The 14,556-nt window shown below is 28.6% G+C and carries 14 protein-coding genes; 3 read left to right on the top strand and 11 right to left on the bottom strand.

Annotated features, from left to right (window positions below; translation table 11 throughout):
- Positions 1-154 precede the first annotated feature (154 nt).
- Positions 155-532 (bottom strand): hypothetical protein, encoded by a 378-nt coding sequence (locus F3K33_RS16590; RefSeq protein WP_039769415.1) that lies wholly within the window; start codon positions 530-532, stop codon positions 155-157.
- 508 nt (positions 533-1,040) lie between these two features.
- Positions 1,041-1,832, bottom strand: coding sequence for a ferritin-like domain-containing protein (locus F3K33_RS16595; RefSeq protein WP_039769417.1), 792 nt, complete (start codon positions 1,830-1,832; stop codon positions 1,041-1,043).
- Positions 1,833-2,110: 278 nt separating this feature from the next.
- Here F3K33_RS16595 and F3K33_RS16600 point away from each other — a divergent pair, with 278 nt between their 5' ends.
- Positions 2,111-2,554 (top strand): hypothetical protein, encoded by a 444-nt coding sequence (locus F3K33_RS16600; protein WP_039769419.1) that lies wholly within the window; start codon positions 2,111-2,113, stop codon positions 2,552-2,554.
- 121 nt (positions 2,555-2,675) lie between these two features.
- On the opposite strand, the gene F3K33_RS16605 is transcribed toward F3K33_RS16600, so the two are convergent.
- Both F3K33_RS16605 and F3K33_RS16610 read right to left on the bottom strand, forming a co-directional pair.
- Positions 2,676-3,677, bottom strand: coding sequence for a Gfo/Idh/MocA family protein (locus F3K33_RS16605; RefSeq protein ID WP_039769421.1), 1,002 nt, complete (start codon positions 3,675-3,677; stop codon positions 2,676-2,678).
- 255 nt (positions 3,678-3,932) lie between these two features.
- On the bottom strand, positions 3,933-4,613 hold the full coding sequence (locus F3K33_RS16610) for a YjjG family noncanonical pyrimidine nucleotidase (RefSeq protein WP_039769423.1): 681 nt from the start codon (positions 4,611-4,613) through the stop codon (positions 3,933-3,935).
- 1,089 nt (positions 4,614-5,702) lie between these two features.
- Here F3K33_RS16610 and F3K33_RS16615 point away from each other — a divergent pair.
- Both F3K33_RS16615 and F3K33_RS16620 read left to right on the top strand, forming a co-directional pair.
- Entirely contained in the window at positions 5,703-7,313 is a 1,611-nt protein-coding gene (locus F3K33_RS16615) for a permease (protein ID WP_039769426.1), read from the top strand.
- Positions 7,314-7,892: 579 nt separating this feature from the next.
- The gene (locus F3K33_RS16620; protein ID WP_039769428.1) at positions 7,893-8,711 is read left to right on the top strand and encodes a TIGR03943 family putative permease subunit; all 819 of its coding nucleotides are present in this window, start codon (positions 7,893-7,895) and stop codon (positions 8,709-8,711) included.
- A 113-nt stretch (positions 8,712-8,824) separates the two neighbouring features.
- Here F3K33_RS16620 and F3K33_RS16625 read toward each other — a convergent pair whose 3' ends face one another.
- The 7 genes from F3K33_RS16625 to F3K33_RS16650 all read right to left on the bottom strand — a co-directional run bounded on the left by F3K33_RS16625 (position 8,825) and on the right by F3K33_RS16650 (position 14,448).
- Entirely contained in the window at positions 8,825-9,562 is a 738-nt protein-coding gene (locus F3K33_RS16625; RefSeq protein WP_039769430.1) for a cell wall-binding protein, read from the bottom strand.
- A gap of 483 nt (positions 9,563-10,045) precedes the next feature.
- A complete protein-coding gene (locus tag F3K33_RS16630) occupies positions 10,046-10,252 on the bottom strand; it encodes an alpha/beta-type small acid-soluble spore protein (protein ID WP_012059444.1) in 207 nt (68 codons plus the stop codon).
- A gap of 135 nt (positions 10,253-10,387) precedes the next feature.
- Complete coding sequence (locus tag F3K33_RS16635) at positions 10,388-10,777, bottom strand: ACT domain-containing protein (RefSeq protein ID WP_039769438.1); 390 nt, start codon at positions 10,775-10,777, stop codon at positions 10,388-10,390.
- A 544-nt stretch (positions 10,778-11,321) separates the two neighbouring features.
- Positions 11,322-11,960 carry a hypothetical protein gene (locus tag F3K33_RS16640; protein WP_017211074.1) on the bottom strand — a complete coding sequence of 213 codons (639 nt, stop codon included), beginning with the start codon at positions 11,958-11,960 and terminating at the stop codon, positions 11,322-11,324.
- A gap of 261 nt (positions 11,961-12,221) precedes the next feature.
- Positions 12,222-12,392 (bottom strand): hypothetical protein, encoded by a 171-nt coding sequence (locus tag F3K33_RS26450; protein ID WP_017211073.1) that lies wholly within the window; start codon positions 12,390-12,392, stop codon positions 12,222-12,224.
- A 666-nt stretch (positions 12,393-13,058) separates the two neighbouring features.
- The gene (locus F3K33_RS16645) at positions 13,059-14,093 is read right to left on the bottom strand and encodes a GH25 family lysozyme (RefSeq protein ID WP_039769440.1); all 1,035 of its coding nucleotides are present in this window, start codon (positions 14,091-14,093) and stop codon (positions 13,059-13,061) included.
- A gap of 97 nt (positions 14,094-14,190) precedes the next feature.
- Positions 14,191-14,448, bottom strand: coding sequence for a phage holin (locus F3K33_RS16650; protein ID WP_012059448.1), 258 nt, complete (start codon positions 14,446-14,448; stop codon positions 14,191-14,193).
- Between the last annotated feature and the right edge of the window lie 108 nt (positions 14,449-14,556).

Raw genomic sequence — 14,556 nt, forward strand, 5'->3', positions numbered from 1 at the left:
TATTACATTATAAATTCCTATAGAATAAAAAAAAGAATGTAGTAGATTTGTTATACACAAATCTAGCTACATACCTGAATATTGTGGTATATAGATTCTTTCATAATTACAAGACAATAAAAATCTAAATCACTATACTGTAAATGTATAACATTTACTCCTTTGTCACGCGCGCAAATGTCTCATTCCACTCTTCGACCTCTATCCTTTTATACAAATTGTCATTCACATAAATTGCTACCTCATCATAATTCGAATCTTCTATCTCTTCCTCAATAAAAAATGGCATCACTATAGAAATGCAATACTCCCCTTCTTCTTCAGGCTTACGCCCCATTTTAATAAAAAGTTCTGCTACTCCTGGATCTTTTATATGCACAATATTGCCTGGATAAGTGCCAACTATTTTAACTTCATCACATGGCGTTGGCATCTCACCTGTCACAAATATATAAATTATCCCGTCTCTTCTATATGCAGTAGCTTTTTCTAATGCTCTCATCATTGTTCTATATGGACTTCTATCAAACATATCTTTCTCCAAAGAATTTATTAATAATTTATATTATGAATATGACTCTTAATAGTTGCTTATCATGAATATTTCTTAATAAAATACCACAACACTCATGAATGTTGTGGTATTAAAAATTTGGAAATTATAAATCATTTTACACGCTTTTTCATTAGTTAATTTATAAAGATTAATATGAATATACTTACAAAGTTGTTAAAACTCTAAGTTAATATCTTCACTTGAAATCATAAACTATACTTAAACTATGAAATACCTTCAAACCAGAAATGAGTGATATACTTTTGTGGAATGTTTTATTGGTAATTTTGATGGATGTGATTCTTTGGCTATAAGTTGTTCCAAATGTGCTAGTTCAAAGCTTGTTCTTTGAGGCTAGCACTTTGGGTTCAACTTTATAGCCCTAGAATCACCCATCATAATTACCTAAAAACTGGAACAAAAGTATATTATTCATTTCGGTGAAGTATACACATAAGTATAGATTATAGGTGGATATTTATATTTAAATGTTATCTAAATCATTAAAATATCTGCTCATTTTGCTCATAGCTAATTTCTTTGAAGCTCCTGATTTTCGCCACTCTTCAATCTGTTCCATGGCCTCATTAGGATTCTTTCCTAAACCAACAAGTACACCTGATAATATAAATTCTTGATACAAATGTTCAGAGTTAACCTCTTCTTTTGATTCTGTTAAAGCGCGGCTAACTAGTGGAGAAATATAGCTAACCCAATCATCTGGAATACGATCATTTGTGTTATCTATATTTTCTGTAATAACTGTGTCTTGTCTCATTAAACTTCTATTCATAGATGAATTATTTCCAATACTATTTAATGTAAATAGATAATTGTATTTTGAAGCATGCTTTAATTCGTCTGTAATTATATCAAATAATACATCCCTGTAAACTCCTTCAGGAAGTCCTCTCCTAATAGCTCTATATCTTTCTACTGCTGCTAGCTCTCCAAATAAAGCTTTCTTAATACCTTCTAAATATGATTCAGGGACCTCAAAATTTTCTTCTTCACCCTCCATTGTAGCATCCATATCACCTGTAAAATCTTCATAGATCCCTCTAAACAACATATTATGTCTGCGCTCATCATCTCTAATAGATGATATTATTTCTTTCTCTTCATTTGTTGGCGCTTCACTAATAAGATAATCATAAAACAATTCATCTTCTCTTTCTCCTTGAATTGCTTTTTTTACCCCCTGAATTGCTATCTGTAACTGATCATCATTGTTCATATGATCATTATTACTCATTTGATTATTATTGTTTTCCATAAAATATTATTGATTCTCCTACAAATAATTAACTCACTTTCATTGTATTAATTTATAATTCATTTGTGCATTAAGATCAATAATCCCCTAGCTATGCCAATAATATAAATCATCTCAATTCAGTATACTTATCACCCACATTTCCATGTGGTACTAGCAGTCAATAAAAGTTACTTTAAAAAACAAAATTTATATATAAACCTATTTTGAAATATAATTCAGTTTAATATTATGGTATAATTTGGTTTACATAACTTGTATGTTAGGAGTTATTATTTATGAGAAATAAAAAGAAATTTTCAATATTGTTTTTTTCAATTTTATTAATATTAGCTTTAGGAACAGGATATTACTTATATCATAAACCTGAAACTTTGAATAGTTTTTTATTAAATAATTATAACAAAGAAAATATTGAACAAATAGAGATTAGAAGTACACTTTCAAGACAAGATAAATCAATTAAAGATAAGGCTAAAATCAATGAACTTTTAGCTAATGTTTCCAACATAAAATTAGTTCGACATTATGGTAGTACAGCGAATAAAACAAAGGGTGCTATTCATATTTACATTTATGATAAAAGCAGGATTACTACCGAGATTATCATACAGGGGAAAGAATATATTAATATTATAAATGACTATGATAACTCAAATAAAGAGTATAAAATCATTGATAATAGTTTAGATTTAGATTATATAAATAGATTAACTTCATAAAAGATCAGCATCATGCAGCAGCTGGCGATATTACTATCGGATAAAGAATCAGACATACATTGGTCTAAGATTAGTATGCCTGATACATAAGCTGCTGTGCTATCCTATTACAAAATTCAAATTAACTTTCTGTTTCTGTAAAATCATCTACTGGGAATATTATTCCACCTTTATGCCTAGCAATTGTTTGAACTTCACTAACTATCAAGCTATGATCTAGCATTTTATAACATCTTTCTAAATCATTATTTTTGACAGCTTCTGAAAATTCAATGAATTCATTAACCATACGGTGTTCATAATTATTTTCATTTACTTCTGAGCTAGTTCCATCATTCATAAGTAATTCAAATCTCTTACAAACATTGGCTGGAGTGTCTTGATATATACAGCCTTTATCTCCTTGAATATTATTTGCTATAGGTGCCTTACAATCTTTTGCACCAACACAAACACATTTAAATTTTCCATAATCTAAGATTAATACACCTGATGTATCTATTCCCCTCTCAATGTTTGGATAATACTCAACATTTTCTGGTTTACCAAACAAACCTACTACATAATGAATATTATAAATATTTAAATCCATTAATGCTCCACCAGAGAATTTAGGATCAAAAGCAGGTAATACCTTCCCCTCTTTAAAGCTGTCATATCTGCTAGAGTATTGAGAATAATTACACTGAACAATCTTTATATTCCCTAAAGTCGGAAGTAACTCTTTTATCTTTTTATAATTTGGGAAATATTGATTAGTTATAGCCTCAAATAAGAATAATTTCTTTTTCTTAGCTAAATCACTTAAAATTAATGATTCCTTATATGTTGATGTAAATGGCTTTTCAACTATAACATTTTTATCAGCCTCTAATGCTTTTTTAGCAAATTCAAAATGTAAATTATTTGGCACACCAATATAAATTATATCTAAATCACTATTTAGTAGTTCATCATAATCGCAAAAAACCTTCTTAATCCCATACTTATCTTTTAATTCATTCAATGCCTCTTCACTTCTTGGCGTTCCGCAAATAGCCTCTAATTCTATATCTTGCAAAAGATGACTAATTGAAAGAAAATCCTTTACTATCATCCCAGCTCCAACAATTCCTAATTTCATATTAATTCCTCCCTTTTACTATTGATATCTCTTTAGTAACCTTATCAGTAAATACTCAAATATATTTAACTAAACTCAATTTCTTTTTAGTTTTTGCTTATTTACTAATATATATTTCCTCTAGCATAACAATTAGCCTAAGCTCTTTATTTATTCGATATCATAGTTACTTTTAATAGCATTATAACCTATAAATTTAATTTAATCATCCCAAATCAAACCAATTAATAAAATTCAAAGTTATTATTCTTATCATCATAGTATTTGAAGTAATTCCTTTAACGAATGTATTTCATAGTTAGGAGATATTGATGATTCATTTACTGTTCCCTCCTTGCAAAACCAACAAGTGTCAATTCCAGCGAGATTTCCTCCCTTAATATCTGATGTGATAGAATCTCCAATAATTAATGTTTCTGCCTCATTGAACCCTTTAACATGATCTTTGACATAGTTAAAAAATTCAATTGCTGGCTTATTAGCACCTATATCTTCTGATATAAAACAGTCTTTAAAGTACTGTGAAATTCCAGCGCCATTTATTCTTGAATACTGTGTCCTCGCAATTCCATTAGTAACGATATATAAAGTATACTTTTCATGCAGTTTACTCAAAACCTCATGGGCATCTGGCATTAACTGCACTCCTTGATTTAAATACAATCTATAGGTCTTCTCCCACTCTCCACCCTCTATACTCTTCCCATACTCAGACATCAACTTAGAGAATCTTGTATTTAATACTTCATCTACTTTAATCTTTCCTAGTTCAATATCAGCCCACATGCCTTGATTGATTTTTTTATAAACTTCATACAATTCTTCTGAATATATTTCACCCTTATCTCTAATTAAACTCTTAAACGATTCTCCTTCATTTGCGTCGAAATCAAGTAATGTATTATCAACATCAAATAATAACGTATTGTATTTCATTTCATGCCTCTCCCTTCCCTTTTATGGATAACCCAACTAAGATCTGAACTTATGCATATAACTCGCCGAAATGAATAACATATTTTTGTTCCAGTTTCTAGGTAATTGTGATGGGTGATTCTAAGGCTATAAAGTTGCACCCAAAGTGCTAGCCTCAAAGACAAGCTTTGAACTAGCACATTTGGAACAACTTATAGCCAAAGAATCACATCCATCAAAATTACCAATGAAACATTCCACAAAAGTATATTACCCATTTCTAGTTGGGATATATTTCATAGTATAAATTTTAGCTTATAAGCGATTTATCTATATATGCCTAATTTACGAATTAGATATATATTGAACCATACATTATATATGTAATAGATTAGATTTATTATATAGAAATATTTCCATACTTACTATATCTAAATGATTATCTTAACTAGAAATCATAAATACATTTGAAAATGAGCTACTTATAATCTTCAGCAATATTTTCATAGCTTTTCAGAAAAAATATTTATAATTTGGTAAGTTACCACATAAATTAAGCTGTTGATTTGTTTATCTATAAAATTTCATCATTCCCTATTTATATAGCTTAACTATTTTTAATCATTTTATCAAACTCTCTTATAGTTGTGCATTATCTGCCCCATAACCTTTCCCTCTTAGTTTATCAATTTTATAGGTAAACAGCTCAATAAATAGACCTATTAGATGAAGCTATTCACAAAATTACTAGAAGTTTAAGTTCATATCTTCACTAGAAATCATAAATATGTTTGTGGAGAAAACATTTGAAGATGAGCTGTTAAAGGTTCTTAGCTGTAGGTTGTTCCATTTTAGCTTGTCAAACTGAAAGTTGGAGCATGCCAAATTGGATACAACCTGCTGCTTAGAACCTTCAGCGATATTTTCATAGCTTTTCGGAATCAAAATATTTATGATTTCGGTAAGTTATCACATAAATGTAGTTTTAAAGTTAGATATCTATAAATATAAAAATAATGCCAAAAATTATCACAATATTATTCTTGTTTGTTTACATATATGGTAATATAATACATTTAAATGCAAATACATTGCAACAAGGAGATTTATATGAAAACGAAAATAGAAATAATACTAGGATTCTTACAGTCTGGAAAAACTAATTTTATAAATTCTATGATTAAAAATTGCGATTTACAAAATGAAACTATTGTTGTCATCCAAGATGAATTTGGACAAAGCAAAATAAAAAATGAATTTATAAATTCAAATGAAAATATGAATATTATAAACATCGAAAATACTTCTAATGAAGAAATTAATGAAAAGTATATAAACAAAATTTTAGAAATATATTCTCCCCATAGAATATTTATTGAAGTTAATGGTATGAAAAATTCTAACTCTATAATTAATATGTTCAATAATAAAAATTTAAGAAAGTTATGCAGAATTGACGATATCGTAACCTTAATTGATACGAAAAAGTTCTTCATTTATTTCAGAAATATGAAAAGCATGTTAAGTACTCAAATCTATAATAGCAAGACAATAATATTAAACAATATAAATAATATCAACAAAAAAGACTTCTTAAATATTCAGAATCAAATAAAGAGAATTAATGAAACGGCTAACTTATTAGAGCATGAGCCTTCATTAAATATTAAAGAAATACATCAAGACGAATATAGAGAAATTAGTAGTCATAGTTTTTCTGCAATTAAAACTATGTTTTATATGAGCCTTCTAATATTGTCATTTACGTGTTTTGCTGCATTATCTATTACTGATAGTAATGAGTATTTATTCTATTTGGACAAGTTTAAAAATTTTTATACTGTATTCATTAGCATATTAATTCAAGGTATACCATTTATCTTAGTTGGAAGTTTTGTATCTGCAATAATACAAATTTGTATCCCAAAGGATACATTTATTAAATTTTTTCCAAGAAATATATTCTTGTCATGTGTTATTGCAGCTCTTGCTGGCTTACTCTTTCCAATATGTGATTGCGGAACTATTCCTGTTGTAAAAGGACTTATAAAGAAAAAAGTTCCTATAGCTGCTAGTATTACTTTCATGTTATCTGCCCCAATAGTAAATCCAATAGCTATAATTTCAACAATATACGCCTTTCAAGGTATGAAGGCAGTTGTAATTTATAGGATTGTTGCAGGCATAATAATTTCTATTCTAGTTGGTTTAATTATGCATTTTCTAACAAGGAAAGATGATGATATATTAAGTATTAATAATAATGCATTAAGTTGCGAATGCGGTTTTTGTAATGATGACTATGATTATTCAAGAAATAAATTTGAAAAAATCAGAGCAGTATTTATTCATACTGGCGATGAATTTTTTAATATAGGAAAGTTTATGATCATTGGTACATTTTTATCTAGCATTTTTCAAAATATAGTATCTGCCGGTACCAACATTCCAATTTTGAGTGGTAATATACCCCCTCTAATTGCAATGATATTATTGTCTTTTGTACTTTCAGTTTGTTCAACCTCAGATGCATTCATTGCTAAGGGATTTTTAAAACAATTCTCAGTTAACTCTGTAATGGGCTTTTTAGTTGTTGGCCCTATGCTTGATATAAAAAATACAATTATGATTTTTGGAAACTTCAAAAGAAAATTTGCCATAAAGCTAATATTTTTTATTATTGTAGTATCATTTAGTATTCTTATTAACCTTAGGCTATAGATATCCAATTTTGAAATTATATCTATGTGTGGCAAAACCGAAATTAGATACAAATTTGTTCCAGCGGACTAATGAAATTTTCGCTGGATAGTTCTAAGTTGAAGGTTGAACCCATTTCTGCATGCTCCAAAAGCAAGTTTAGGACAAGCAGAAAATGGAACAACCTTCAACTAAGAACCATCACAACTCAATTTCAAATGCCGCTTTCACAAACATGTATCTAATTTCTAGTATAATTCACAAAGATTAAAGTATTGGTATATATTTGGGTCTGGATATCTATACAACCACCAATGAATCCAAGACTCTACTTGTTACTCAGCAATGAGAAGGATTTTAGTAATAATAGCATATTCAATAGAAGGTGTGTACAGATCATTGACCTAGATTCAAAAAAATGTGTCCATAATATTAACCTAAGTCCACACAGATCCATGCCATACTAGAATATAAGAATATAAGAATATAAGAATATAAGAATATAAGAATATAAGAATATAGCAATTTTAGAATATCCTCTTATCTTAGGCAATATATTTTATCTTAAGATACTCTTTAATTTGATATGGAGATGAAAATATGAAAAAAATTAATGCGGAAGTAGTTGCAAAAATATTAATACTATTAGGTTTTTCAATATTCTATTTAAAAATTATTGTAAGTAATGAAATTCTCACATATGTACATCCACGAATTATACCCTTTGCAATCTTTGGAATGATTTCGATGTTCATAATTACCTTATTTTTAATTTCAGATATCTTTTATAATAATAGAAAAAAATTTAAAATTAAGAATCACTTTATCTTTATTTTTCCTTTGATTATGATACTTTTTATGCAAAGTGGTAGCGCAAATTCTGCCACTAAAAGCATTGATACAAATGGTAATCTTAACGAATCATCATCTACTAACAGCTCTTCCAATAATTCAAATAACAACTTGCCTTCCCTTAACTCAACATATGAATTGTATAGTGGAAAATCCGAAAGTGATGGGCAAGGTCAAGTAGATAAGATTCAGCTAAACATTGTGAATGATATTATAGAAGTAAACATTAATAACTTTGTATCTTCTCTTGATGAGATTTTAGGAAACCCTAAAAAATATGAAGGAAAGGAAATAGAAATTTCAGGATTTGTATATAGAGATAAAGATTTAAAAGAAAATCAATTTATAATTGCACGATTTATGATGGTGTGTTGTGCTGCTGATCTTCAAGTTGCAGGAATTGAATGTTCTAGCGGTGATTCAGGTTCATATGATAATGGTACCTGGGTAAAAATAAAGGGGAAAATTAAAATTAATACTTCTGAATATGGAATAGATCCAGTTATAGCTGTTGAAAATATAGAAAAAGATCCTACTCCTGACACTTCTTATGTTTATCCATTTTAAAATATATGACAATATAATTTTCAGCCAACATGATCTCTATGTAAACAAATTATAATGAATATAAAATAAGAATAACCTAACTTTCTACGTTAGATTATTCTTATTTTATAGCTCTAAAACATTGATGTCACATTTCCAGTAAATTTATCTACATAATACCATCCGCCAGTTGTTATGTATTCTCCTGTTGTATCATAGCAATGAATTACATAAGAGTTAGACTCATCATGATCATACTCAACTTTACTTGGAACATATTTTCCATTCGCTAGAAGATAATCTTTTACTTTCTCTACAGCTTCAATCGTTGAAATCTGAGTATTAGTGTTATTTATAGTAATATTAGAATTAAGCAGTGTTGTAATTCCTTGTTTTATTTTATATACATTTCCATTAGAAGAATCATAGTAATATTCACTAATATTGTTTCCAACTTGGTCTTCTGCAGAGAATTTATATAAACTCTTATCACTTAATCCTATTTGATTAATGAATCCCTTATTCTCATATTTAATAGTTCCAGAATCATTATAAATATTAATTATATCATACATAACCTGAATATCATTTGGAACAACAGTAGTAGTCTTAGATTCTTCCCAAGCTCCACTATCATTTAGATAATACCATTTATTATTATCATTAATCCATCCTGTTTCCATTATTCCATCACTATCAAAATAATACCAGTTACCATCAATTTTATCCCATCCAACTGAGTAAGCTTCTCCTTTAGTAAATTGCCATCCTTGACTGTTTTGTTTCCAATATGCATTAGCCATAGTAGAATTAGTAATTTGTATTGACAAGATAGTTAAGATTACTAAGGACAACTTTTTCACTTTATTCATTGCCATTCCTCCCTACACATATTACTATTACACCTTTTACCATGTGATGTCAATAATACTAATAGAATATAATAACTCTTAAAAAAGGAAAATACACAGATATCTGTTTCACATATTATATTTTCTTACCGCTTTTAAAACTTCTACTCAGATTTAGCTTTATAGATAATCCAACTAAGACCTGAACTTATGCATATAACTCACCGAAATGAATAACATACTTTTGTTCCAGTTTCTAGGTAATTCTGATGGGTGATTCTAATGCTATAAAGTTGCACCCAAAGTGCTAGCCTCAAAGAACAAGCATTAGTGGTGAAGCCTGCAATTTAGTGCTTTCAGCGAAATTTTCATAGTCCTGTGAAATAACAATGTTTCTCCTTTCGGTGGATTATTACATAAGTCTAAGTTATATATTGTTTATCTATAATTTCCAGAGAAAAAAGCAAAGCACTAAGAATCTTCTTAGTGCTTTACTTTTATTTATTATAGTCCTTGTTCATAGCTTTCTATCATTCTTTTTACCATTTCTCCACCAACGCTACCGTTTTGTCTTGAAGAAAGGTTTCCTTTATCCATGCTTTCATAATTGCTTAATCCAACTTCTGAAGCAACCTCTGTTTTTAATCTGTTTAACCCTTGTTTTGCCTCTGGTACTAATGTTCTGTTTCTTCCACTATTGTTTGAAGCCATATGAATCTACCTCCCTTAATTTTTTTTATTTTGTTTGGCAGTAATATCTTAACCACTATCACAAAATATAATCTATAAAAATGTTAACAGAAGTAGTACAGATAGCTTGTATTAGTTAATTTTAGATATTCCTCCTTAAACTATAACCTCATATTTATTTTTAATAAGTGCTTTCATAGCATTATCTACATCTTTTTCCTTAACAAGGATATAATCAGTATCATAAGTGGAAATTGCAAATATGCTTATTCCGCTTTTCGCTAAAATCGTACTAATTGATGAAAGAATTCCTACTAATGAAAAGTCCAGCTGACCTTCAACCTTTAAAATTCTCCATTCTTTTTCGCATTTAACTTCATCAGGTATATCTTTTTCAAGGCATACTATTGATAATTCATCACATGTCTTTGTTATAGAAAAAAAATCACTGTTTTTTATCCATTCAGGAATTGATTCGTTGTTATTTAATCTGCACACTCCATATTTTTCTTCTAATAATCTGATAGTTAATATTTTTTCCGACATATCTTTCTTTCATCCTTTCTTCTCATTTTTAAACGCCTTATTTATCGCAAATTTATAGTTTAAAATATACAAAAAGAAAAAAGCCAATAGAAATATTATTAAAATACTTCTCAGGCTTTTATCCTTTAGTGAATACAATTAACTTTAAAGTTTATCTTAGAACAGCTAATCATGTTGAACTATTGAATCAAAAAAACAATTCAGCCTTAATTATTACATGTTAAATTTATTCATCTATTCTAACATAATGTAAAATTTCAATCAACGTCACATATTATTGTATATATTTCGATCACGATTTTTCATTTATAATTTCACTAAATTAGGTGTTTATTTATTCCTAAAATGTGTAGAATACATTGCAATCTGAATACTTTCTTACTCAAAAAAATATATTAACTTTACCTCTCTTTAGCCATCTATAATTTTAATATGATATATATATTGCAAAAATAATTCTTCATGATAATTCTAAAAGTATTGCAAGAATTTTAGCCGTAATTGTGAATTGTGAAATGTGCATTGTGAATTGCAACATATATAATTAATTATTAGGTAATACTGAAATTGGAAATGCATGTTTCTTTATTTTATATGCAAGATCTAGTTTAGTATCATCGTCTATTTGACTCAATTTATAGTTCCATACTCTTGTATTTTCATCAACATCTTCTTCTGCATTGCAACCTATAACATTCCCTGGTACTTCAACTTCATTAATAAATTTTATATTTTTAATATAACTGTATACTTTTTGATCATCAGTATTATTTTTTATTAAGTTATCTATTGCTGATTTATTGAATTTTACATCAATTGTGTATACATCATCTTTTCCTCTTGCTCTTTTTAAATCAGTCATTGTTGCTAATCCACTTGAATTTATTTTTTCCTCTAATTCTTTAATATCTTTGAACTCATAGGTAATTTCTTCAATATTCATATTGTCTTTAAAATACTTATTAAAATTATATCCATTTTCTTTAGCCCATTCATGATCAATTACATCATTTTTTAATTTTGTTGATATAAAATCATCATATACAACTTGCAATTTTACAATACCTGACCCATTTTCATTTATTACAGTAGAACTTCTTAAATCTATATCTCTACATCCAAGTAACATAATACCTAAGATTAATATAAGTGAATTAAAAATTGTTCTTTTCATTTTACTCATTAGTTCTCCTCCTAGATGCATATTTTTCTATACTACTATAGTACCCAAAGATAGATTGTATATGCATAGCTACATTACGCTTACCCTAAGTTTCATACAAACTTAAGCCATCCCCCTGCCTCTTTATTTTAGGGCATTCTAACTAATTTCAGGCTCAAATTTCTACTCACTTTTAACATAAAAATATTATCTAAATTAAATTACTTTTAAAAATAATAAAGGGTAGTTAACGAACTAAAATCGCAAACTACCCTTTATAGACTATTTTGTATGTAGGAACTTTTCATAACTCTCTATTTTATCCTCTCTGTTGGTATTCTTTATCCAATTATTATATTCCAAGATAACTTTTTCTATTGTTGTTACGTTTAATTTATTATTTCTTTTTCTTTTCATTTCTGCATACATATTAATTTTAATTATATTTCCCATTTCATTGCCCTCCTTTCTATATAATATAACTTTGATATTAATTTTGTGTGTACAAAAATATTAAGAAATAGTTAAAATTTAATTATATCTTTTAACGTAGATAATTTTTAAAACGCTCTTTGTATAGATACAACAACTACAGCCTATACTTATGCGTATACCTCACCGAAATGAATAATATACTTTTGTTCCAGTTTCTAGGTAATTCTAATGGGTGATTCTAAGGATATAAAGTTGCACCCAAAGTGCTAGCCTCAAAGAACAAGCGCTCACAGAGAAAGTTCTGCTTACCAAATATAAAATTTGGAGCATCACTTTTCGATTCTCACTTTTTGAACTAGCACATTTGGAATAGTTCAAAGGAAACTCGACTCACTTCGTTCACTGAGTAATTTCAATTGACCAAATCATAGATTTGGAATTTCAATTAAGAATCACATCCATCAGAATTACCAATGAAACATTCCACAAAAGTATATTACTCATTTCTAGTTAAGATATATTTAACAGTATAAATCTAACTTATAGTTGAATTATCTATACTCACCGCTTATATTTTGTTACTAATCAAGATATTATCTTTTATTTACAAATTATAAATCAAGCTGTTGATTGGTTTATCTATCCCTCCCTATGCTCAAAATACCATTATTGTATCTGTTCAAGCTAGCTTAACTTTGTAGCATGTCCATTCTCATCAAAGCGATATCCGTATATATCTATATTGGTAATTAACTCGCCAGTAGAATAAGTTAGATAATCGTATCCACCTACATTAAACCATCCAGTAACCATGGCTCCATCCGTTCCAAAGTAGTACCAGTTACCATTTATTTTCTGCCATCCAGTCTTCATTGATCCATCTCTAGAGTCTCCAAGGTAATACCACTTATTATTTTTCAATAACCATCCTGATTTCATTGATCCATCATCTGAATTTCCCAGGTAATACCAATAATCTCCACTCAACTTCCAATCATAAAGCATCCAGCCTTCACTATCAAATAGATACCACTTTCCATTTATTTTTTCCCATCCATTTTTAGTATAACTTCCATCAGTATGCCTATACCACCACTTATTATCCTTTATAATCCATTGTCCTGGTTTAGTAACATTGCTTATTAAAGCTCCATCAGTAAATGAATTTATGTCACAATCTTCACTTACCCCATTTACTCTGCCAGTTTCAGTATATTGATGCCCTACCCTATTGGTAAAGAAATTTGATGGCAAATTCCAAGGATCATTGTTATAGTTAGCCTCCCAGAAAGGCATATCCTGTATAACTGATTTTGCATTGGTAAGGTAACTTATAAAACTTGTATAACTGTAAATGCCTAATGGAATAGACGTTAGCTGGCCAAATGCAGTAACAAATCTTGTAACATAATCTGCAAGTCCGCTAAAGTTAGTTTCTACATCCATCATAGGCACTAGATCCCAATTATAATCTTTTATCTTATTATAAAAATTCTGGGCTTGTGCTTCTGGAGTACTTGTCCCAACTAAAAAATGATATGCTCCCACTTTTAAGTTATTATTTTTGCAGCCACTATAAAATAGTTCCATTTTGCTATCTCTAAATGTTGCCCCTTCTGTTGCCTTTAAATAAACATATTGAACCCCATCTCCTGCAACAGCTCCAAAATCTATATTTCCATTGTTATTTGATACATCTATACCTTTTATATACCCCATAATTCATACTCCCTTCCGATTTTCATATTTATAAAGAGTAACCCTAAAGGGTTACTCTCAAATATTCAGTTACTATTGTTCCATTAACTTATTGCTTTTATTTATTTTCTTTAGAATCTGAAGCTTGGACAGTTTTTGCTTCATCATTTGTAGTTTGGTCGCTTAAACCTGGTGTACTAGTATCAACTATAATTCCTAGCATTGTTAAGATTGTTAAAATAGTATTAACAATTTCTGTATAGTTATTAGGAATTATATTTAACCCTAATTGTTGCACTAATAATGCTATAGCACTAGCTATTGCAACCCAAAAGGCTTTGTTTTTTAATCTTGCTTGAAGATCAATACCTAACATACCTATCTTCACCTCTCTTCTTTTATATATACATAATATGAATTAAAACTCTTAATGGCGACTTAAAATTGAACTAACAGTACGAATTCTATTTTATAAGTGGTACTA

It is taken from the genome of Clostridium beijerinckii, from assembly GCF_008705175.1.
Lineage (GTDB): Bacteria > Bacillota > Clostridia > Clostridiales > Clostridiaceae > Clostridium > Clostridium beijerinckii.